General features: G+C 42.3%; 8 protein-coding genes. 7 read left to right on the plus strand and 1 reads right to left on the minus strand.

The genetic code is table 11. The features are described 5' to 3' along the window. The first annotated feature begins 65 nt into the window (after positions 1-65). The 5 genes from rpoB to ALE3EI_RS08670 all read left to right on the plus strand — a co-directional run bounded on the left by rpoB (position 66) and on the right by ALE3EI_RS08670 (position 10,912). Positions 66-3,878 carry a DNA-directed RNA polymerase subunit beta gene (rpoB, locus tag ALE3EI_RS08650; RefSeq protein ID WP_186987872.1) on the plus strand — a complete coding sequence of 1,271 codons (3,813 nt, stop codon included), beginning with the start codon at positions 66-68 and terminating at the stop codon, positions 3,876-3,878. 126 nt (positions 3,879-4,004) lie between these two features. Further along, on the plus strand, positions 4,005-8,303 hold the full coding sequence (rpoC, locus tag ALE3EI_RS08655) for a DNA-directed RNA polymerase subunit beta' (protein WP_186987873.1): 4,299 nt from the start codon (positions 4,005-4,007) through the stop codon (positions 8,301-8,303). An 82-nt stretch (positions 8,304-8,385) separates the two neighbouring features. Next, positions 8,386-8,712, plus strand: coding sequence for a DUF3467 domain-containing protein (locus tag ALE3EI_RS08660; RefSeq protein ID WP_186987874.1), 327 nt, complete (start codon positions 8,386-8,388; stop codon positions 8,710-8,712). A 302-nt stretch (positions 8,713-9,014) separates the two neighbouring features. Next, complete coding sequence (locus ALE3EI_RS08665; RefSeq protein WP_186987875.1) at positions 9,015-10,160, plus strand: Ig-like domain-containing protein; 1,146 nt, start codon at positions 9,015-9,017, stop codon at positions 10,158-10,160. A gap of 47 nt (positions 10,161-10,207) precedes the next feature. Further along, on the plus strand, positions 10,208-10,912 hold the full coding sequence (locus tag ALE3EI_RS08670) for a hypothetical protein (RefSeq protein WP_186987876.1): 705 nt from the start codon (positions 10,208-10,210) through the stop codon (positions 10,910-10,912). A gap of 15 nt (positions 10,913-10,927) precedes the next feature. Here the strand turns inward: ALE3EI_RS08670 and ALE3EI_RS08675 are convergent, their stop codons facing one another. Further along, on the minus strand, positions 10,928-12,523 hold the full coding sequence (locus ALE3EI_RS08675; protein ID WP_186987877.1) for a peptide chain release factor 3: 1,596 nt from the start codon (positions 12,521-12,523) through the stop codon (positions 10,928-10,930). Positions 12,524-13,011: 488 nt separating this feature from the next. Here ALE3EI_RS08675 and ALE3EI_RS08680 point away from each other — a divergent pair, with 488 nt between their 5' ends. Then, positions 13,012-13,518, plus strand: a complete 507-nt coding sequence (locus ALE3EI_RS08680) for a hypothetical protein (protein WP_186987878.1) — start codon at positions 13,012-13,014, stop codon at positions 13,516-13,518. Between the two features lie 50 nt (positions 13,519-13,568). Continuing rightward, on the plus strand, positions 13,569-25,529 hold the full coding sequence (locus ALE3EI_RS08685; RefSeq protein ID WP_186987879.1) for a DUF7507 domain-containing protein: 11,961 nt from the start codon (positions 13,569-13,571) through the stop codon (positions 25,527-25,529).

Genomic DNA, 25,529 nt, shown 5'->3' on the forward strand with positions numbered 1-25,529 from the left:
TATATAGGTTAATATTTTAGGGTATACGCACACACCGTTTATTTTAATTAAAATTCCGTCCATAGATGTCAGCAACGCAAACTGAAAGATTGAATTTTTCCTCTGTACAAAACAAGCCGGAATATCCGGACTTTTTGGACATCCAGATCAAATCCTTTCAGGATTTTTTCCAACTGGAAACCAAGTCAGAAGAAAGAGGTAACGAAGGGCTTTACAAGACCTTCATGGAAAATTTTCCTATTACCGACACACGCAACCAATTTGTTTTAGAGTTTTTAGATTACTTTGTAGACCCTCCGCGATATTCCATTCAGGAATGTATTGAAAGAGGTCTTACCTACAGCGTACCCTTAAAAGCACGATTAAAACTGTATTGTACAGATCCCGAACACGAGGATTTTGAAACGATCGTACAGGATGTTTATCTGGGGACTATTCCCTATATGACTCCAAGTGGTACTTTTTGTATCAATGGAGCAGAACGTGTTGTTGTTTCTCAGTTACACCGTTCGCCCGGTGTCTTCTTTGGACAATCGTTCCACGCCAACGGAACAAAATTATATTCGGCCAGAGTAATTCCTTTTAAAGGCTCTTGGATCGAATTCGCTACCGATATCAACAGCGTGATGTACGCTTATATCGATAGAAAGAAAAAGTTACCGGTTACAACACTTTTCCGTGCTATTGGTTTTGAAAGAGATAAGGATATCCTTGAGATCTTCGACCTTGCCGAAGAAGTGAAAGCTTCAAAAACCGGTCTTAAAAAATATCTTGGACGTAAACTTGCTGCCCGTGTCCTAAAAACCTGGCATGAGGATTTCGTAGATGAAGATACCGGTGAGGTAGTTTCTATCGAACGAAACGAGATCGTATTGGATCGTGATACTGTACTTGAAAAGGATCATATAGAGGAGATCTTAGATTCAGGTTCTAAGACTATTCTTTTACATAAAGAGGATAATCTTCAGGCAGATTACGCTATCATTCACAATACACTTCAGAAAGATCCTACCAATTCAGAAAAAGAAGCGGTAGAGCATATTTACAGACAATTGCGTAATGCCGAACCGCCAGATGAAGAAACGGCCCGAGGGATTATCAACAAGTTGTTCTTTAGTGATCAGCGATATAACCTTGGTGAAGTTGGACGTTACCGAATGAATAAAAAACTGGGTCTTGATATCGCAATGGACAAGCAAGTGCTTACCAAAGAAGATATCATTACCATCGTTAAATATTTGATCGAGCTTATCAACTCTAAGGCAGAGATCGATGATATTGATCACCTTTCTAACCGTCGTGTTCGTACGGTAGGGGAACAGTTGTCATCTCAGTTTGGTGTTGGTCTTGCCCGTATGGCACGTACCATTCGTGAACGTATGAACGTTCGTGACAATGAAGTATTTACACCTATCGACCTTATTAATGCGAAGACTTTATCTTCTGTGATCAACTCGTTCTTCGGGACGAACCAGTTGTCTCAGTTTATGGATCAAACCAATCCGTTGGCAGAGATCACACATAAGCGTCGTCTATCTGCATTAGGACCGGGAGGTCTTTCAAGAGAAAGAGCCGGGTTCGAGGTGCGTGATGTTCACTATACACACTACGGAAGACTTTGTCCTATTGAAACTCCGGAAGGACCGAACATCGGACTTATTTCTTCACTATCAGTATATGCCAAGGTGAATAACCTAGGATTTATTGAAACTCCCTATCGAAAAGTGACCGACGGTAAGATCGATCTAAAGACCGAACCTACCTATCTGTCTGCTGAAGAAGAGGAAGAAAAATTAATTGCACAAGCTAACATTCCTATTAAGGAAGATGGTACTATCGATACCGATAAGGTAATTGCACGTATGGAAGGTGACTTCCCGTTGGTTGAACCAAAATCGGTTCATTATACCGATGTAGCGCCTAACCAGATCTCTTCAATTTCTGCTTCGTTGATCCCGTTCCTGGAACATGATGATGCGAACCGTGCCTTGATGGGATCTAACATGATGCGACAGGCGGTACCTTTATTGATTGCCGATTCTCCTATTGTTGGGACCGGACTTGAACGTCAGGTAGCTTCAGATTCTAGAGTACTTATCAATGCAGAAGGTGATGGTGTTGTAGAATATGTGGATGCGAATATGATCACCATTAAATACGACCGTACCGAGGATGAGCGTATGGTGAGTTTTGATGAGGACAGTAAGACCTATAATCTTGTAAAATTCAGAAAAACAAACCAAAGTACTTCCATTAACCTGAAACCTATCGTAAGAAAAGGGGATCGCGTTAAAAAAGGACAGGTACTTTGTCAAGGATATGCAACCGAAAAAGGAGAACTTGCACTGGGACGAAACATGAAGGTAGCCTTCATGCCCTGGAAGGGATATAACTTTGAGGATGCGATCGTAATATCTGAAAAAGTAGTACGTGAAGATATCTTCACCTCTATACATATAGATGAATACTCACTGGAAGTTAGAGATACTAAATTGGGTAATGAAGAATTGACCAATGATATCCCTAATGTTTCTGAAGAAGCTACCAAAGATCTTGACGAACACGGAATGATCCGGGTTGGTGCTGAAGTGAAGCCGGGAGACATACTAATTGGAAAAATTACTCCAAAAGGAGAAAGTGATCCTACCCCGGAAGAAAAATTACTTCGTGCGATCTTCGGAGATAAAGCAGGTGATGTAAAAGACGCATCACTTAAAGCTTCTCCATCACTTAATGGTGTCGTAATTGACAAGAAGTTGTTTGCACGTGCTATTAAGGATAAGCGTAAAAGAGCAAAAGACAAGGAAGACATCACCGAACTGGAAGCAGCTTATGATGCAAAATTCGATGCGTTGAAAGATGTACTTGTTGAAAAATTATTTGCGATCGTAGGTGGAAAAACTGCACAAGGCGTCATGAACGACCTTGGTGAAGTAGTATTTCCAAAGGGTAAGAAGTATACCTTGAAAATGCTTAACGCAGTTGAGGATTATACTCACCTAACAGGGGGTACCTGGACCACAGATGACGCTACCAATCATATGGTGGCAGATCTGATGCACAATTATAAGATCAAGGAAAATGATCTTCAGGGGAATTTACGTCGTGAGAAATTTACGATCTCTGTTGGAGATGAATTGCCTTCAGGAATTTTGAAACTCGCCAAGGTTTACATCGCTAAAAAGCGTAAACTGAAAGTAGGGGATAAGATGGCAGGTCGTCACGGAAACAAGGGTATTGTTGCCCGAATCGTTCGTGAAGAAGATATGCCTTTCCTTGAAGACGGAACACCTGTTGATATCGTATTGAACCCTCTGGGAGTACCATCGCGTATGAACATCGGTCAGATCTACGAAACCGTTTTAGGTTGGGCAGGTCAGAAACTGAACCGAAAGTTTGCAACGCCAATTTTTGACGGAGCGACGTTAGATCAGATCAATGAACTTACAGATGAAGCAGAAATTCCAAGATTTGGTCATACCTACCTCTATGACGGTGGTACCGGGCAACGCTTCGACCAACCTGCAACAGTAGGAGTGATCTATATGCTAAAGCTGGGTCATATGGTAGACGATAAGATGCATGCCCGTTCTATTGGTCCTTACTCATTAATTACGCAACAACCCTTGGGTGGTAAAGCTCAGTTTGGTGGTCAGCGTTTTGGAGAGATGGAAGTTTGGGCTTTGGAGGCTTATGGAGCATCCAGCACCTTGCGGGAGATTTTGACAGTTAAATCTGATGACGTTATTGGAAGAGCCAAGACATACGAAAGTATAGTAAAAGGTGAAACCATGCCTGAACCGGGATTACCGGAATCGTTCAACGTGTTAATGCACGAATTGAAGGGACTCGGACTCGATATCAGATTAGAGGAATAATAGAAATCCCCGTATTGTGTTTCGCTAAAGAATTCGCGAAGATACAAAGCGGGGAACTTTTAAACCTCATGAGGTTCGTATTTACCGACCTCTTTTCAAAAACAAAAAAGATTATTTTACAGCATTATGGCAAGAAATAAAGAAAACACAGTACAGAAATTCGATAAGATTTCTATTGGTTTGGCCTCTCCTGAGTCTATTTTGGCAGAGTCTCGCGGTGAAGTTTTAAAGCCTGAAACAATTAACTACCGTACACATAAGCCGGAGCGTGACGGTCTTTTCTGTGAGCGTATTTTTGGTCCTGTAAAGGATTACGAATGTGCCTGTGGTAAATATAAAAGAATCCGCTACAAGGGAATAGTTTGCGACCGTTGTGGTGTTGAGGTAACCGAAAAGAAAGTTCGTCGTGACCGAGTGGGACATATCAATCTGGTAGTTCCTGTGGCACACATCTGGTATTTCCGTAGTTTACCAAACAAAATTGGATATTTGCTTGGATTGCCTTCCAAGAAACTGGATATGATCATATACTACGAAAGGTATGTGGTAATACAACCCGGTATCGCTAAATACGAAGACGGGGAGCCGGTTAAGAAAATGGATTTCCTTACTGAAGAAGAGTATCTTACTATTTTAGATTCACTTCCGCAGGAAAATCTGTATCTGGAAGATTCAGACCCGAACAAGTTCATCGCTAAGATGGGGGCAGAGTGTTTGATCGATCTATTAAACAGAATTGATCTGGACAGTCTTTCATTCGAACTTAGACACAAAGCGAATAACGAAACTTCTAAACAACGAAAAACAGAGGCTTTAAAGCGTCTTCAAGTAGTTGAAGCACTTCGTGATGCCAATAAGAACCGAGAGAACAAGCCGGAGTGGATGATCATGAAGGTAGTACCGGTAATTCCGCCGGAATTACGTCCGTTGGTACCTCTTGATGGTGGTCGTTTTGCAACTTCCGATCTTAATGACTTGTACCGTCGTGTGATCATTAGAAACAATCGCTTAAAGCGATTGATGGAAATTAAGGCTCCCGAAGTGATTCTGCGTAATGAAAAGCGTATGCTTCAGGAATCTGTGGATTCATTATTCGACAACACCCGAAAGTCTTCCGCAGTAAAAACCGATAGTAACCGTCCGTTAAAATCGCTGTCCGATTCATTAAAAGGTAAGCAAGGACGTTTCCGTCAAAACTTATTAGGGAAACGTGTAGATTATTCGGCGCGATCGGTAATTGTTGTTGGACCCGAACTAAAATTATTTGAATGTGGTCTTCCAAAGGACATGGCAGCCGAACTTTATAAGCCTTTTGTTATCAGAAAACTGATTGAGAGAGGAATCGTAAAAACGGTTAAGAGTGCAAAGAAGATTATAGATAAGAAAGAACCCGTGGTATGGGATATCCTGGAAAATGTATTGAAAGGACACCCTGTACTATTAAACCGTGCTCCTACCTTGCACCGTTTGGGAATTCAGGCGTTCCAGCCTAAATTAATAGAAGGAAAAGCGATCCAGTTACACCCATTGGTATGTACGGCATTTAACGCCGACTTTGACGGTGACCAGATGGCGGTTCACCTTCCGTTAGGTCCGGAAGCTATTCTTGAAGCACAATTGTTAATGCTCGCATCGCACAATATTCTGAATCCTGCCAACGGTTCGCCGGTAGCAGTACCATCTCAGGATATGGTCTTGGGTCTTTACTATATGACCAAATTGCGTAAATCGACGAAGGAATTAAAGGTAAAAGGAGAAGGCTTAACGTTTTACTCGGCAGAAGAGGCAATCATTGCTTATAATGAAAAGCAGGTTGACCTGAATGCTGAAATTAAAATACGTACGAAAGACTTTAATGAAGAAGGAGAACTTGTTTATCAGATCATCACAACTACCCTAGGTAGAGTGATCTTTAACGAGCAGGTTCCTGAAGAGGCAGGATATATAAATGAAGTATTGACCAAGAAATCACTTCGTGATATTATTGGGGATATTCTTTCGGTAACAAGTGTGCCGACAACTTCTGCTTTCCTTGATGAAATTAAGACTCTCGGATATAAGTTTGCATTTGAAGGTGGCTTATCATTTAGCTTGGGTGATATTATTATACCTGAGGAAAAGTATACCATGATCGATGATGCTAACACACAGGTTGATGGTATCATTGCCAACTATAACATGGGACTTATCACCAATAACGAACGTTACAATCAGGTGATCGATATATGGACAGCTACCAATGCTGAACTTACCGAATTGTCTATGAAACGTATCCGCGAGGATCAGCAAGGATTCAACTCGGTGTATATGATGCTTGATTCGGGAGCTCGTGGATCTAAAGAACAGATCCGTCAGTTAACCGGGATGCGTGGATTGATGGCAAAACCTAAAAAATCGAATTCAGGGGGTGGCGAAATTATTGAGAACCCGATTCTTTCTAACTTTAAGGAAGGATTATCAATTCTTGAATACTTTATCTCCACTCACGGTGCTCGTAAAGGTCTGGCCGATACGGCACTTAAAACTGCCGATGCAGGTTATTTAACGCGTCGATTGGTAGATGTGTCACAGGATGTGATCATCAATGAAGAAGATTGTGGTACTCTTAGAGGAATCGAGGTTGCTGCATTAAAGAAAAACGAAGAGATTGTAGAATCTTTAAGTGACAGGATCGTAGGTAGAACTGCACTAAATGATGTGTTGAATCCGTTGACCAAAGAAATTTTGGTGAAAAGCGGCGATCATATAACAGAAGCCGTTGCCGCCAAGATCGGAAATTCACCAATTGAAACAGTTGAGGTTCGTTCGGCGTTAACCTGCGAAGCTAAAAAGGGAATTTGTTCTCAGTGCTACGGAAGAAACCTTGCTACCAACAAAATGGTACAACGAGGAGAAGCCGTTGGTGTTGTAGCTGCACAATCCATTGGGGAACCTGGTACTCAGCTTACGCTACGTACCTTCCACGTGGGTGGTATTGCCGGAAACATTTCAGAAGAAAACAAACTTACCGTTAAATTTGACGGAAAGGCCGAGATCGAAGACCTGAAGACAGTAAAAGGAGAGGATTCAGAAGGAAAAACTGTAGATATCGTTATTTCGAGAACTTCAGAGATCAAATTGATCGATGAGAAGACCGGGATTACTTTAAGTACTAATAATATCCCTTACGGTTCTACCATTTTTGTAAAGAATGGAAGTAAACTGAAAGCAGGTGAAACAGTATGTCAATGGGATCCATATAACGGGGTGATCATTTCTGAATTTGCCGGTAAGATCAAGTACGAAAATATCGAACAAGGTGTTACCTATCAGGTTGAGATCGATGAGCAGACCGGATTCCAGGAAAAAGTAATTTCAGAATCAAGAGATAAAAAGAAGATCCCAACGCTTCAGATCCTTGGTAAGAAGGACGAGGTAATTCGCTCTTATAACTTACCGGTAGGAGCTCACCTAATGGTGGATGATGGCGATAAGATCAAGATAGGAAAGATTCTTGTGAAGATCCCTCGTAAATCGGCTAAGGCTGGTGATATTACGGGAGGTTTACCGCGTGTTACCGAATTATTTGAAGCGCGTAATCCATCGAACCCTGCGGTTGTAAGTGAGATCGATGGTGTAGTTTCCTTCGGAAAAATTAAGCGTGGTAACCGTGAGATCATCATCGAATCTAAGCTTGGTGAGATCAAGAAGTATTTGGTGAAGCTTTCCAATCAGATCCTGGTTCAGGAGAACGATTATGTTCGTGCAGGAATGCCATTATCTGACGGATCGATTACTCCAGAAGATATCCTTAGAATTAAAGGGCCTTCAGCAGTACAGCAGTATCTGGTGAATGAAGTACAGGAAGTATACCGATTACAGGGAGTAAAGATCAACGATAAGCATTTTGAGGTGGTTGTACGCCAGATGATGCGTAAGGTACAGATCGTGGATAGTGGAGACACTACATTCCTTGAAAATCAGTTAGCACATAAGGACGATTTCATTGAAGAGAACGATAAGATCTTCGGAATGAAAGTGGTTGTTAATGCCGGTGATTCAGAAAATCTGAAAGAAGGACAGATCATTTCTCCAAGGGATCTTAGAGATGAGAATTCAATTCTGAGAAGAAACGATAAGGTGTTGGTTGAAGCTCGTGATGCTGAAACCGCAACGGCGACTCCAATACTTCAGGGTATTACCAGAGCATCGTTGCAGACTAAGTCGTTTATTTCTGCGGCTTCCTTCCAGGAAACTACTAAAGTATTGAACGAAGCTGCTGTTAGTGGCAAAGTAGATACTTTGGAAGGCCTTAAAGAGAATGTGATTGTAGGACATAAGATTCCGGCCGGTACCGGTATGAGAAGTTATGACACTATAATTGTAGGTTCTAAAGAAGAGTTGGAAGAAATGACTCGTGAGAAGCAAGAAGTGAATTATAACTAGTATTTTTAATTGAATACAAGGTTTTATTATATAATTAAAGAATCCCGTGACAAAGCGGGATTCTTTGTTTAAATTAAATATTATGGCAGATCAGAATAATAAAAAACAACAGCCCCAACAAGGACAAATTAATATTGAATTAGATGAAAATACAGCCCAGGGTATTTATAGCAATCTGGCGATCATCAACCATTCCCAATCGGAGTTTGTAGTAGACTTTGTAAGTATAATGCCGGGAGTTCCAAAGAGTAAAGTAAAATCACGAATAGTGATCACACCCCAGCATGCGAAACGTTTTCTGAAGGCTTTGCACGACAATGTACAACGATTTGAGAAAGCTCATGGGGAGATAAAGGACTATCAGCAATCTCCAATTCCAATTAATTTTGGGCCCACGGGAGAAGCTTAGAGTTACAATTTATCAGGTAAAAAATTACATCCTTCAGACTTCGGTCTGAAGGATTTTTTTATGCGACGACCACACAATTACTATCCTCATTTTGTACTTTTTTCTTGAAAAATTCAGTGTTAAAAATCTTAATTTTTTTGTTATAAAGTGCATTTAAACGGATTAATATTTCACTATAACGAATATAAGTAGCTGTGTAGTAGGAAAATACTTTATATGTCATAAGTTTGTCTCAAATCATGAGAGCCCCAGTTAATTTTTAAAATTAATTCTTGTGATGAGTACCCCAAAAAATCCTACTTATGAAAACAGCTGTACATATCGTTCAGTGTAGAAGATTGTTCTTTATAGCATCAAGTTTACTTTACTTGTTGTTTACTACTGTTGGTTTTGCGCAAACTCAGGCGACCTCGGTGACAACGGGAGTAACCTTTCAGTGGACAGATACTCAGTTAAATCCGAATTTCCCCGCTACTATAAAATCCATTACCATTGATGGTCTCGTTTACGAGTCCTTTGCAGCTCCTACCTCCTACGAAATGACGCGAGTAGGGCCAAACGGACATGCAGCAAACCGAATTATTCAAAATGGAGTTAATGTTATTAGTAACAGTTCGAATGTTACGTGGAATACAGCTGCAATAGCCGCATTTAGAGATAAAAACTTAAATCACTATTTCCTGTCCGATTCAAACGGACGCAATATCTGCAATGATTTTGCAGCCGTTGAAACTACAGATGCACAGGTTCAATCTTTGTATTATTCTCCCGGAATTCCATCGAATCAAGGCGGACTTATAGCTATATCTGAGCGAAATGCGAACAATTGCTATTATATCGCCGTTTACGGAACGCCTGTAGGAGGCGGACCAGAGCAATTTCTTGGAGATACCTTTGTTAGGCCGAACTCAACACAATGGGGTCCCCAATTTAATGCACCTCCTAATGGAGTAGATTATTGGAACTCGGGAAGAGTGTTGGAAAATAACGGAACTATAGGAATTGCCATATTTAAGTTAAGTGATCTGGCGCCAACAGGTTCGATAATTACAAGATTTGAATTAACTGCAGCCACCGCAGATCATGGAGACGGAAAAGCATTTATAATTCAAAAATACGCGACACCGTTGAACGAAACAGGTTGTCTCGATACCGAATTTAATGGTTCTGTTGTTACCAACAGTGTACCGGCCGGCTCAACGTTTTCGTTGGTCTCCGGACCTACTCCGGCAGGGGAATCATTTTCTTTTAATCCGGACGGAAGTTATTCTTATACCCCGGAAGCAGGATTTTTAGGAGATGTAACATTTGAATATCAGGTTTGTTTACCCTTTCCGAACGCAGGAACATGTGATACCTCTACGGTGACTTTATCCTATGTACCATGGTCTGATCCACATTGTGTGTGTTCTTCGGGAAATGCAGACGGACCAATGTTGCAGAATTAACGAACAGAAAAATTAAAAGATATTATAAAAATACAATTCGATCAATTATGAAAAATACAACTACATTTTTTGCACTCTTTCTTCTTGCCGCACTCTCGGTAAGTGCTCAGGTTGGAATTGGAACTACAGACCCTCAGGAAATTTTACATATATCGGGTAATGATAGTACCATTCGAATAGATGGATTAAATAGCGAGAATAACAATAAAAATATGGGAGGCGATTCCAGTTATAATGTTATGGTTGATGCGAACGGTAATCTTAAACTGGCAGAGGTATCCGGTGAACTTTCTTCCGAATCGAGCGTTGCCACTCCGGTGATTATTCAAACCACAGCCAATTCAGGCTTAAATTCATCCGAAGTATATAAGAAGAACTTTACACTTACCGAAAGGGCTTTAGTTGTCATTACCTATTATATTTCTGTGGATTTTAAAAGTTATGACGGAACCACGAATATAGCCGATGGCAGGGCGAAGATTGCCCATAATTATTTTTATCTGGGGGATGGCACAACACCCGATACTTCAAAGGCCTATGGGATGACTAGTTCGGTTTATTCCAATTCTAATTGTGACACGGCAACAGGTTTTGTTTATAATTCGCGTTCAACCACGATTTCTTTAGAACCCGGCACATATAGTATACACTTAAATGGAGCCGTATATGGTGGTAATTTAGTTTCGGATGCTGCCTTTAGAGCAACCTTTGGTGATATTGACCGATTAGATATCCAAGCTATATATTTGTAAAATTGCGGTGGTTATCTATTGCTGTTTTTCAAATTCGCTTACGAAATGTAACTTGACATTAGGATATTTGCTCTGTGTCATTTGAAGTGTAAACGCCGAATCGGCAAAGAAAACCAATTGACCACGTTTGTCTTTCGCAAGAAATTTCGATTTTACACGTTTAAAATCTGCAAATTCCTCACTTTTTGGATCTTTTGGTTCTACCCAGCAGGCTTTATGGACATTTAAATTTTCATATCTGCATTTAGCACCGTATTCATGTTCAAGACGATACTGAATAACTTCAAACTGTAGTGCTCCCACAGTCCCTATTACTTTTCTTCCGTTTAACTCTAAGGTAAATAACTGAGCAACGCCCTCATCCATCAATTGGTCAATTCCTTTCTCCAATTGCTTACTCTTCATTGGATCGGCATTGTTAATATATTTAAAATGCTCCGGTGAAAAACTTGGAATTCCCTTGTAATTCATTTCTTCCCCTTCAGTAAGGGTGTCACCGATCTTAAAATTTCCTGTATCGTGTAAACCAACAATATCTCCGGGATAAGAGATATCAACGATCTGTTTTTTTTCAGCAAAAAAGGCGTTCGGACTAGAAAATTTTAATTTTTTATTATGTCTTACGTGCAAATACGAAGTATTTCGTTCAAAAGTACCTGAAACTATTTTCACAAATGCCAGGCGATCCCGGTGTTTAGGATCCATATTTGCGTGGATTTTAAACACAAATCCTGAGAAATCCTTTTCATCGGGTTTTACTAAGCGAGTGTCACTTTCTTTTGGCCGGGGCGTTGGTGCGATAGAAACAAAACAATCCAATAATTCACGAACTCCAAAATTATTAAGAGCAGAGCCGAAGAAAACCGGCTGTAACTCCCCGTTTAAATACTCATCTCTGTTAAAATCAGGATAGACCTCATAAACTAACTCCAACTCATCTCTTAGAGAATTGGCCGGTTTCTCACCAATGAGTTGATCCAATTCAGGATCTTTAAGATCTTCGATCTTTATGGTTTCCTCAATATTCTTTCTGCTATCACCACTAAAGAGATTCACATTCTTTTCCCAGATATTGTAAATTCCTTTGAAATCGTATCCCATTCCGATGGGGAAACTAAGTGGCGTTACCCTTAGTTTTAACTTTTGTTCAATCTCATCCAAAAGCTCGAATGCATCTTTTCCTTCTCTATCCAGTTTATTAATAAAAACGATCATAGGGATGTTTCTCATGCGGCAAACTTCTACCAGTTTTTCGGTCTGTTCTTCCACACCCTTTGCTACATCTATTACAACAATTACGCTATCCACAGCTGTTAGTGTTCTAAAAGTATCTTCAGCAAAATCCTTGTGACCGGGAGTATCTAGTATATTGATCTTGATCCCGTTATATTCAAAAGCCAATACGGAAGTGGCAACAGAAATCCCCCTTTGACGTTCTATCTCCATAAAATCACTGGTCGCCCCTTTTTTAATTTTATTGCTTTTTACGGCTCCGGCCTCCTGTATTGCTCCACCAAAGAGCAATAGCTTTTCGGTCAATGTGGTTTTACCGGCATCGGGATGTGATATGATTCCAAAAGTTCTTCGTCTTTGAATTTCCTTTTTTAGCATTTTTCTTAATCGAATTTTGATGGCAAAGATAGGTTTTGTTCTTATGGATTTAAAAAAAGATTTCTGGAAGAAAAATGAAATTCTTTTCTTACAAAAAAATAACCATTAACTCTCCTAAATTTAGGCATCTACGTGGAAACACGTATATTAATTTCCTACAAAAATTTACAGATTTTCCAAAAAAATGTGTCGTTCATCGTTTTTATCTAACATTTCAACAATTTTATGCGATTTCATAGTGCTTATTTCGATTTCAAAATTACCTTTATTCCTCGAAAAGTGTAAGAGGTTACGTACAAAATGTTCATGAAGTACTTAATTTCGTCATACTTTCGGTAGCCCCCAAGCTATTCATTTACAGATTAATACCTACTTATTGTTTCTAGAATTAGAATTTTTATTCTAATTACAGGATTGAAACAGTCTTGGTTGCTATTGGAATATTGATACACTGATACAAGTAATAAGTATTGTTAAAAAATGTAATTATGAATAATATTTCTTCATTAATGAGATCAAGTAAGAACTGGCTGTTTTTTCATTTTCTTCTAGTATGCATATTTCTTTCATTTTCGGGATATGCTCAAAACTGCAATAGTGATTTAAGTGTGGAAAAAAATAGAAATGTGAAGTCTGCGGGTGAAAATGGTGCTGTTTATCTATTAACACTCACCAACAATACTTCTAAAACAAACACGTATCATTTGGCTTCTGTTTTCAGTGACCTATCCTGTGCGAATAAGAACAGACAAACACGGTCTGCAAACGTAACTCTCAATGTTGCGTTTGAAGGAAATTCATCTGTAATTACAAATAATCAGATCACTGTGGGTTCAGGCCAGTCCAAAAAATTTAAAGTGAGAGTTACCGTTCCTGGCGGTACTCCTTATCGCACTTGGAGTTGTATTCAAATTCAGGCGCGGGCTGAACATTGTAACAATGCCATTAGCGAAACATTACTTCGTGTATTTGTTCCTGATCCTTCAGAAGGATAATTCTGTTAAACGATATTTAGATATATAGGTTTCAACCTAAACCAAAAAGCATGAAACAATTATTACAATTTCGAAATTCGACCATAAAAAGATCAACCAACGTATGGGTTGTATTCTTGTTTATGTTTGCTGCGGGATCATTAGTTGCGCAGGAAATTACTATTAATCGTACTGTGGTTGCAAGTCCGACACTTTGCAACCAATTTGATGTAACACTCGAGATCATAGGTGACCCGCCTTCTGTTCCAAGTGAGGTGGTTCTTATTATTGATAGATCGGGAAGTATGGACGATGGAGCCAGTCCCTTACCTATTGATTATGCCAAGGATGCTGCGATAGAATTCGTTGAGAATCTTTTTGAACCCGCTAATAATCCAACGGGATTAAATAGAGTAGCCATTGTAAGTTATGCTGCTTCTGCTTCATTGGATATTGGATTAACGTCTTCAGCGGGGGAACAAGATGTCATTGATGCAATAAATGATATTACCACCGGAGGAAATACGAACATACAATCGGGTTTGGTACGAGCAGACCAGGAGTTAACCAACAATGGAACCTTCGATTGTAGTACTTCCAGAAGTATTGTTTTACTTACGGATGGTGTAACAAACAGAGATAATAGCGGGAATTCATGTAGTAATACCGGAGCTAATACCATTTGTCAGCAAAATGCGATTCAGGCGGGTATTAATGCCCAAACTACTGTAGTTTCGGGAGTGACGTATAACCAAAATGTATTTAGTGTAGGGCTTTTTGGAGCCATCTCGGGATCTCAACAAACTATCGCTACTAATACTATTGACGCAATTCAAAATGCAGGTTTGTATACAACCGAAACGGGTGCAGACCTTTCGGGGATCTATACAACCATTCTTGGTCAGCTCGCCGCTGCAGCAAAAGCTGTTCCGGGGGAAGCTTTAGTAACTAATTCACTTTCACCGAATTTTAATTATGTAGCGGGCTCCATATCTACAAATAAAGGAAGCGCTTCATTTTCAGGTAGTTTACTTTCATGGTTCGTAGATCAGGTAAATGAAGAGACAATAACCTTACAATACAGTATTGAAGCTGCAGTGATTCCGGGTGCCTGCGGAGTACAGAATTCGGGAAATGCACTTCTTAAATATATAGATTCAAATTGTAATGTGGTGGAAACACCATTTAATAACCCAAGTATTTGTGTGCCATGTCCAGATCTTACTGACCCTGTTTTGGATCAGTTAGATTGTACGAATAGTGTGGATTACAGCGCAACTTTCGATACCGGTGCCTGTACTCCCTTTTCAACCAATTTTGAATGGGAGTTCTTCCTGAATAACGTTTCTGTAGGGACGACATCAGGTTCGTCCTTAGGAGATCTGTCAGGAACTTTTGTTTATGCAGGGGCCCCTCCGTTTGAAGGGGATTTTAGAGCCGAATTAACATTTAGTGGTGTTTACAATAATTGTTCGATCACACCAATCTCGGTTTCATCTACCATTCCGGTATATGTAAACCCCGACGCTCCCATTAGCGGTGGTGATCAAATTGAATGTGCCGATACCCCAACCGTTCAGACCTTAACTGCCACTGCCTCTGTTGATCCCGGAGATAGTATTGTATGGTATGATGCTGCTATAAATGGGTCGGTGGTACTGGACCCATCATTGAGTAGTATTGGCAGTGTAACCTATTATGCTGAAACTATTGATGGTACCAGCGGATGTTCTAGTGCAGACAGAACACCTGTCACACTAACACTATATAACTGTGCGATTTCTATTGAAAAATCGGCAGTGCCTAATAATACAACAACATGTAATCCTATTCCGGCGGGAGGAACGATCGCGTATACATTTACTGTAGCGAATGAGGGTAATGTGGAAATTACCGGAGTTGAAGTTAACGATCCTCTAATAGACCCCGTGAATCCTATTCCGGGACCTGCTTCCGGGGATCTTATTAATCCGGGGGTTTTAGATGTTGGTGAAGTTTGGACTTATTTAGCGTCCTACACGGTAACTCAGGCGGATATTGTGAACGGTGAAGTAATGAATACTGCTGAAGTTGACGGAACTGTTACCGGATCGTCTTCTTCATATAATGTAAATGACGATGATTCAGTAACTGTTGAATTATGTCAAAATGCTGAAATTTCTATCTCCAAAGCCAGTGTTAGTGCTACCGGAACATGTAATAATTTTGAAGTAAACGATCAAATTGATTATACTTTTGTGGTAATGAATGAAGGAGATGTAGATATTACCGATGTAGTAGTTACCGACGCAATTCTTGGTGGTGTAATTGCCGGACCGGCTTCCGGAGATTTGAATAACGATTCTATTCTGAATGTTGGTGAGGTATGGGGTTATGTTGCCTCCTATACAATAACGCAGACGGATATCGATAATGGCTCTGTGATAAATACAGCTGAAGTGAATGGAAACACTGCTTTAAATGCTGTAGATGATACCAGTAACGAGGTAACTGTTTTAATTTGTCAGAATCCGGATATTGCCCTTATCAAAGTAGGCAGTTATGATGGTTTTGATCCTACGGGCGCCTGTATTGCTGCTCCCGGCGATGTGATCACTTATACCTTCAGTGTAAAGAACACCGGAAATGTGACCTTGAGTAATGTGATGGTTACCGATGCTGGCGTGACCATGGTAGGTGGTCCTATTGCTTCTTTGGCTCCCGGAGCTGAAGACACCACGACCTTCACGGCCAGTTATGTACTGACTCAGGCAGATATTGATGCGGGAGAATATTCGAACCAGGCCCTTGCTACGGGAACTCCTCCCAGTGGTCCTGATGTAACGGATGCCTCAGATGACAACTCCTATGTAGAGGATGAGCCTACGATCACCGATATTTGTAATGCTGCAAGCATTGCCCTTATCAAAGTAGGCAGTTATGATGGTTTTGATCCTACGGGCGCCTGTATTGCTGCTCCCGGCGATGTGATCACTTATACCTTCAGTGTAAAGAACACCGGAAATGTGACCTTGAGTAATGTGATAGTTACCGATGCTGGCGTGACCATGGTAGGTGGTCCTATTGCATCTTTGGCTCCCGGAGCTGAAGACACCACGACCTTCACGGCCAGTTATGTACTGACTCAGGCAGATATTGATGCGGGAGAATATTCGAACCAGGCCCTTGCTACGGGAACTCCTCCCAGTGGTCCTGATGTAACGGATGCCTCAGATGACAACTCCTATGTAGAGGATGAGCCTACGATCACCGATATTTGTAATGCTGCAAGCATTGCCCTTATCAAAGTAGGCAGTTATGATGGTTTTGATCCTACGGGCGCCTGTATTGCTGCTCCCGGCGATGTGATCACTTATACCTTCAGTGTAAAGAACACCGGAAATGTGACCTTGAGTAATGTGATGGTTACCGATGCTGGCGTGACCATGGTAGGTGGTCCTATTGCATCTTTGGCTCCCGGAGCTGAAGACACCACGACCTTCACGGCCAGTTATGTACTGACTCAGGCAGATATTGATGCGGGAGAATATTCGAACCAGGCCCTTGCTACGGGAACTCCTCCCAGTGGTCCTGATGTAACGGATGCTTCAGATGACAATTCGTATGTAGAGGATGAGCCTACGATCACCGATATTTGTAATGCTGCAAGCATTGCCCTTATCAAAGTAGGCAGTTATGATGGTTTTGATCCAACGGGCGCCTGTATTGCTGCTCCCGGCGATGTGATCACTTATACCTTCAGTGTAAAGAACACCGGAAATGTGACCTTGAGTAATGTGATAGTTACCGATGCTGGCGTGACCATGGTAGGTGGTCCTATTGCTTCTTTGGCTCCCGGAGCTGAAGACACCACGACCTTCACGGCCAGTTATGTACTGACTCAGGCAGATATTGATGCGGGAGAATATTCGAACCAGGCCCTTGCTACGGGAACTCCTCCCAGTGGTCCTGATGTAACGGATGCTTCAGATGACAATTCGTATGTAGAGGATGAGCCTACGATCACCGATATTTGTAATGCTGCAAGCATTGCTCTTATCAAAGTAGGCAGTTATGATGGTTTTGATCCTACGGGCGCCTGTATTGCTGCTCCCGGAGATGTGATCACTTATACCTTCAGTGTAAAGAACACCGGAAATGTGACCTTGAGTAATGTGATAGTTACCGATGCTGGCGTGACCATGGTAGGTGGTCCTATTGCATCTTTGGCTCCCGGAGCTGAAGACACCACGACCTTCACGGCCAGTTATGTACTGACTCAGGCAGATATTGATGCGGGAGAATATTCGAACCAGGCCCTTGCTACGGGAACTCCTCCCAGTGGTCCTGATGTAACGGATGCTTCAGATGACAATTCGTATGTAGAGGATGAGCCTACGATCACCGATATTTGTAATGCTGCGAGCATTGCCCTTATCAAAGTAAGCAGTTATGATGGTTTTGATCCTACGGGCGCCTGTATTGCTGCTCCCGGCGATGTGATCACTTATACCTTCAGTGTAAAGAACACCGGAAATGTGACCTTGAGTAATGTGATAGTTACCGATGCTGGCGTGACCATGGTAGGTGGTCCTATTGCATCTTTGGCTCCCGGAGCTGAAGACACCACGACCTTCACGGCCAGTTATGTACTGACTCAGGCAGATATTGATGCGGGAGAATATTCGAACCAGGCCCTTGCTACGGGAACTCCTCCCAGTGGTCCTGATGTAACGGATGCTTCAGATGACAATTCGTATGTAGAGGATGAGCCTACGATCACCGATATTTGTAATGCTGCAAGCATTGCCCTTATCAAAGTAGGCAGTTATGATGGTTTTGATCCAACGGGCGCCTGTATTGCTGCTCCCGGCGATGTGATCACTTATACCTTCAGTGTAAAGAACACCGGAAATGTGACCTTGAGTAATGTGATAGTTACCGATGCTGGCGTGACCATGGTAGGTGGTCCTATTGCTTCTTTGGCTCCCGGAGCTGAAGACACCACGACCTTCACGGCCAGTTATGTACTGACTCAGGCAGATATTGATGCGGGAGAATATTCGAACCAGGCCCTTGCTACGGGAACTCCTCCCAGTGGTCCTGATGTAACGGATGCTTCAGATGACAATTCGTATGTAGAGGATGAGCCTACGATCACCGATATTTGTAATGCTGCAAGCATTGCTCTTATCAAAGTAGGCAGTTATGATGGTTTTGATCCTACGGGCGCCTGTATTGCTGCTCCCGGAGATGTGATCACTTATACCTTCAGTGTAAAGAACACCGGAAATGTGACCTTGAGTAATGTGATAGTTACCGATGCTGGCGTGACCATGGTAGGTGGTCCTATTGCATCTTTGGCTCCCGGAGCTGAAGACACCACGACCTTCACGGCCAGTTATGTACTGACTCAGGCAGATATTGATGCGGGAGAATATTCGAACCAGGCCCTTGCTACGGGAACTCCTCCCAGTGGTCCTGATGTAACGGATGCTTCAGATGACAACTCCTATGTAGAAGATGAGCCTACGATCACCGATATTTGTAATGCTGCAAGCATTGCTCTTATCAAAGTAGGCAGTTATGATGGTTTTGATCCTACGGGCGCCTGTATTGCTGCTCCCGGAGATGTGATCACTTATACCTTCAGTGTAAAGAACACCGGAAATGTGACCTTGAGTAATGTGATAGTTACCGATGCTGGCGTGACCATGCTAGGTGGTCCTATTGCTTCTTTGGCTCCCGGAGCTGAAGACACCACGACCTTCACGGCCAGTTATGTACTGACTCAGGCAGATATTGATGCGGGAGAATATTCGAATCAGGCCCTTGCTACGGGAACTCCTCCCAGTGGCCCTGATGTAACGGATGCTTCAGATGACAATTCGTATGTAGAAGATGAGCCTACGATCACCGATATTTGTCAATTGCCAGTCATTGCAATTGTTAAAACAGGCGTCTTTGTTGACGGAAACGGAAACCAATGTTCAGATCCGGGAGAGTCTATAGACTATACCTTTACGGTAACCAATGAAGGAAATGTAAGTCTGTCAGCTATTTCAGTAACCGATCCTCTTGTAGCTCCGATCACTTTTGTATCGGGAGATACCGATGGTGATACTGAATTGGATGTCACCGAGACCTGGATCTATACTGCATCTTATGCGATCACTCAGGCCGATATTGATGCCGGGCAGGTAACCAATCAGGCAACTGCCGAAGGTACAGCACCGGATTCTACGGTGGTAAGTGATCTATCTGATGATACTTCGGTATTGGAAGACGATCCAACAGTAACACCGCTTTGTCAGTCCGCTGATATTGCAATTATTAAAACAGGCGTCTTTGTGGATGGTAACGGCAACCAATGTGCCGATCCGGGAGAAGCTATCGATTATACATTTACAGTAACCAATGAAGGAAATGTAAGTCTGTCAGCTATTTCAGTAACCGATCCTCTTGTAGCTCCGATCACTTTTGTTTCTGGAGATACCGATGGCGACACTCAATTGGATGTCACCGAAACATGGATCTATACCGGAAGTTATGCTATTACTCAAGTAGATATTGACGCAGGGCAGGTAACCAATCAGGCTCCCGCCGAAGGAACCGCTCCGGATACGACAGTGGTAAGTGATCTATCTGATGATACTTCGGTGTTGGAAGATGACCCAACGGTAACCCCACTTTGTCAGAATCCTGAGATTGCGATCGTTAAAACAGGAGTATTTGTTGACGGTAATGGAAACCAATGTTCAGATCCGGGAGAAGCTATCGATTATACATTTACAGTAACCAATGAAGGAAATGTAAGTCTGTCAGCTATTTCAGTTACCGATCCTCTTGTAGCTCCGATCACTTTTGTATCGGGAGATACCGATGGTGACACTGAATTGGATGTCACCGAGACCTGGATCTATACCGGAAGTTATGCTATTACTCAAGCAGATATTGACGCAGGGCAGGTAACCAATCAGGCTACTGCCGAAGGTACAGCACCGGATTCTACGGTGGTAAGTGATCTATCTGATGATACTTCGGTGTTGGAAGACGATCCAACAGTAACCCCACTTTGTCAAAATCCTGATATAGCGATCGTAAAAACCGGAGTATTTGTAGATGGCAACGGAAATCAGTGTGCCGATCCGGGAGAAGCTATCGATTATACATTTACAGTAACCAATGAAGGAAATGTAAGTCTATCAGCTATTTCAGTAACCGATCCTCTTGTAGCTCCGATCACTTTTGTATCGGGAGATACCGATGGCGACACTCAATTGGATGTCACCGAAACATGGATCTATACCGGAAGTTATGCTATTACTCAAGCAGATATTGACGCAGGGCAGGTAACCAATCAGGCTACTGCCGAAGGTACAGCACCGGATTCTACGGTGGTAAGTGATCTATCTGATGATACTTCGGTGTTGGAAGACGATCCAACAGTAACACCGCTGTGTCAGTCACCTGATTTAGCAATCGTTAAAACAGGAGTCTTTGTGGATGGTAACGGCAACCAATGTGCCGATCCGGGAGAAGCTATCGACTATACCTTTACGGTAACCAATGAAGGAAATGTAAGTCTGTCAGCTATTTCAGTAACCGATCCTCTTGTAGCTCCGATCACTTTTGTATCGGGAGATACCGATGGCGACAACGAACTCGATGTCACCGAGACATGGATCTATACCGGAAGTTATGCTATTACTCAAGCAGATATTGACGCAGGGCAGGTAACCAATCAGGCTACTGCCGAAGGTACAGCACCGGATACGACAGTGGTAAGTGATCTATCTGATGATACTTCGGTGTTGGAAGATGACCCAACGGTAACCCCACTTTGTCAAAATCCTGATATAGCGATCGTAAAAACCGGAGTATTTGTAGATGGCAACGGAAATCAGTGTGCCGATCCGGGAGAAGCTATCGACTATACCTTTACGGTAACCAATGAAGGAAATGTAAGTCTGTCAGCTATTTCAGTAACAGACCCCTTAGTAGCTCCGATCACTTTTGTATCGGGAGATACCGATGGTGACACTGAATTGGATGTCACCGAGACCTGGATCTATACCGGAAGTTATGCTATTACTCAAGCAGATATTGACGCAGGGCAGGTAACCAATCAAGCTATGGCAGAAGGTATTGCGCCGGATTCTACTGTGGTAAGTGATTTTTCAGATGATACTTCGGTGTTGGAAGACGATCCAACAGTAACACCGCTGTGTCAGTCACCTGATATAGCGATCGTTAAAACCGGAGTATTTGTTGACGGTAATGGAAACCAATGTTCAGATCCGGGAGAGTCTATAGACTATACCTTTACGGTAACCAATGAAGGAAATGTAAGTCTGTCAGCTATTTCAGTAACAGACCCCCTTGTAGCTCCGATCACTTATGTTTCTGGAGATACCGATGGCGATACTCAATTGGATGTAACCGAGACCTGGATCTATACCGGAAGTTATGCTATTACTCAAGCAGATATTGACGCCGGGCAGGTAACCAATCAGGCTACTGCCGAAGGTACAGCACCGGATTCTACGGTGGTAAGTGATCTATCTGATAATACTTCGGTGTTGGAAGATGACCCAACGGTAACCCCACTTTGTCAGAATCCTGAGATAGCGATCGTTAAAACAGGAGTATTTGTTGACGGTAATGGAAACCAATGTTCAGATCCGGGAGAGTCTATAGACTATACCTTTACGGTAACCAATGAAGGAAATGTAAGTCTGTCAGCTATTTCAGTAACCGATCCTCTTGTAGCTCCGATCACTTTTGTATCGGGGGATACCGATGGCGACACTCAATTGGATGTCACCGAAACATGGATTTATACCGGAAACTATATAATTACACAAGTTGATATTGATGCCGGGCAGGTAACCAATCAGGCTACTGCCGAAGGTACAGCACCGGATACGACAGTGGTAAGTGATCTATCTGATGATACTTCGGTATTGGAAGACGATCCAACGGTAACTCCACTTTGCCAAAATCCGATTATTTCAATTATAAAAACTAGTGAATTTATTGATGGTAACGGCAACCAGTGTGCCGATCCGGGAGAAGCAATAGAATACATGTTTACGGTAGGTAACGAAGGTAATGTATCACTAATTAATATTGTGGTTACAGATCCATTATTAGGAGGTAATGTTCCCGGGCCCGATTCAGGGGATCTGGATGGAGATAATGAGTTGGATGTAGAAGAAAAATGGATCTATTCCGGAAGTTATGCTATTACTCAAGCCGATATAGATGCCGGACAAGTAATCAACCAGGCCACGGCAGAAGGAACCGCTCCTGACACAACTGTGGTTAGTGATTTGTCTGATGATACTAATGAATTTGAAGATGATCCTACAATAACTCCGCTGTGTCAGAATCCTGATATAGCGATCGTTAAGACCGGAGTATTTGTTGATGGAAACGGTAACCAGTGTGCCGATCCGGGAGAGTCTATAGACTATACCTTTACGGTAACCAATGAAGGAAATGTTTCACTTTCTTCTATTTCAGTTACTGACTTACTTGTGGCTCCAATTACTTTTGTTTCTGGAGATACCGATGGCGATACTGAATTGGATGTTACCGAAACATGGATCTTTACCGGAAGTTATACAATAACCCAGGATGATATTGATGCTGGACAAGTTACCAATCAGGCTACCGCTGAAGGTACTGCACCGGATTCTACGGTTGTGAGTGACCTTTCGGATGATACTTCGGTACTGGAAGACGATCCTACAGTGACTCCGCTTTGTCAGTCACCTGATTTAGCGATAGTTAAGACTGGAGTATTTATAGATGGCAACGGAAATCAGTGCGCCGATCCGGGAGAATTGATCGACTACACCTTTACGGTAACCAATGAAGGCAATGTTTCTCTTACTTCAATCATTGTAGATGATCTGTTATTAGGAGGAACTGTTCCCGGACCTGTTTCAGGAGATGTTGATGGAGATAATGAACTTGATGTGACTGAAACATGGATCTATACTGCATCTTATGTGATCACTCAGGATGATATTGATGCCGGGCAGGTTACTAACCAGGCGACTGCTGAAGGTACCGCACCCGACGGAACGGTTGTAGATGATCTCTCTGATAATGATAATGTTCTTGAGGATGATCCTACGGTAACTCCGCTTTGTCAGTCACCTGATATAGCGATCGTTAAGACCGGAGTATTTATAGATGGCAACGGAAATCAGTGCGCCGATCCTGGAGAAATGATCGACTACACCTTTACCGTAACCAATGAAGGCAATGTTTCTCTTGCTTCAATCATCGTCGATGATCTGTTATTAGGAGGAACTGTTCCCGGACCTGTTTCAGGAGATTTTGATGGTGATTCTGAATTGGATGTGACTGAAACATGGATCTATACAGCATCTTATGCGATCACTCAGGATGATATTGATGCCGGGCAGGTAACCAATCAGGCAACTGCTGAAGGTACTGCACCCGACGGAACGGTAGTAGATGATCTCTCTGATGATGATAATGTTCTTGAGGATGATCCTACGGTAACTCCGCTTTGTCAGTCACCTGATATAGCGATCGTAAAAACCGGAGTATTTGTAGATGGCAACGGAAATCAGTGTGCCGATCCGGGAGAATTGATCGAGTATACATTTACAGTAACCAATGAAGGAAATGTTTCTCTGGCTTCTATATTATTGACAGATCCACTTTTGGGCGGCACATTTGCGGTGCCGAATTCAGGAGACGATGATGGCGATAATGAACTGGATGTAACTGAGACCTGGATATATATTAGAAACTATACAATTACTCAGGCAGATATTGATGCCGGACAGGTAACCAATCAGGCTACTGCTGAAGGTACTGCACCGGATGGTACGGTTGTAACAGACCTGTCTGATGATAACTCTATACTTGAAAATGATCCAACAGTAACTGTTTTATGTCAGAATCCGATCATTGCTTTGATCAAGACTGGAACTCCTACCGATGAGAATGGTAATGGTTGTATTGATCTGGGTGAGACTATTGTTTATGATTTTGTAGTGACGAATTTGGGTAATGTTGATCTTACGGGTGTGACTGTTGTTGATCCTATGGTTACGGTTGTTGGTGGTCCTATTTCTTTGGCTGCCGGTGCGAGTGATACGGAGACCTTCAGTGCGGTTTACACTGTTGTTCAGGCCGATGTTGATGCGGGTCAGGTGAGCAATCAGGCTACGGCCTCTGGTACGGCTCCCGATGGTAGTGTCGTTACAGATCTATCGGATAACAACAGTAATTTTGAGGATGATCCTACGGTGACAGTTCTGTGTCAGGATCCTTCGATGTCTGTGGAGAAGTCAGGTGTTTTCAATGATGAGAACGCAGATGGTTCTGCACAGGCCGGTGAGACTATATCGTATGTCTTTACGGTTACCAATACGGGTAATGTTACCTTGTATGACATAGTGTTGATGGATGATCTTCCTGGGATTGTATTAGAGGGAGGTCCTATTGCGGTGTTAGAGCCCGGTGAGATTGACGATAGTACCTTTACTGCGAGTTATACAGTTACCGAGGCTGATATTTTGGCTGGTGAGGTAATTAATCAGGCCATAGGTACTGGAGTTACTGCTACGGGTCAGGTTGTAGAGGATACCTCAGATGATCCTCAGGATCTTACCAATATTGATCCAAATGGAGATGGTGAGCCTGATGATCCTACGCGTACGATCTTACCGATAGTAAATCCTGAAGTTCCCTTTGAGATTTTCAACGGTATTACCCCCGATGGCGATGGTCTCAATGACTTTATGAAGATCGTTGGTATTGAGGAGTATCCTGATAATAACATGAAGATCTTCAACCGTTGGGGTGTTCTGGTTTGGGAGACCGATGGTTATGGAGGTAGTGATGGTAATGAGAATGTCTTTAGAGGTGTTTCCAATGGTCGAGCTACGGTTCGCGAGGAGAAGGAGCTTCCAACGGGCACTTACTATTATGTTCTCACGATCCTTGGCGAGGATAATCCTGGTCAATCGAGTTATTCAGGTTACTTATACATAAATAGATAG

Origin of the sequence: Constantimarinum furrinae, assembly GCF_014295415.1 — a bacterium.
In the GTDB taxonomy this organism is placed as follows: Bacteria; Bacteroidota; Bacteroidia; order Flavobacteriales; family Flavobacteriaceae; genus Constantimarinum; species Constantimarinum furrinae.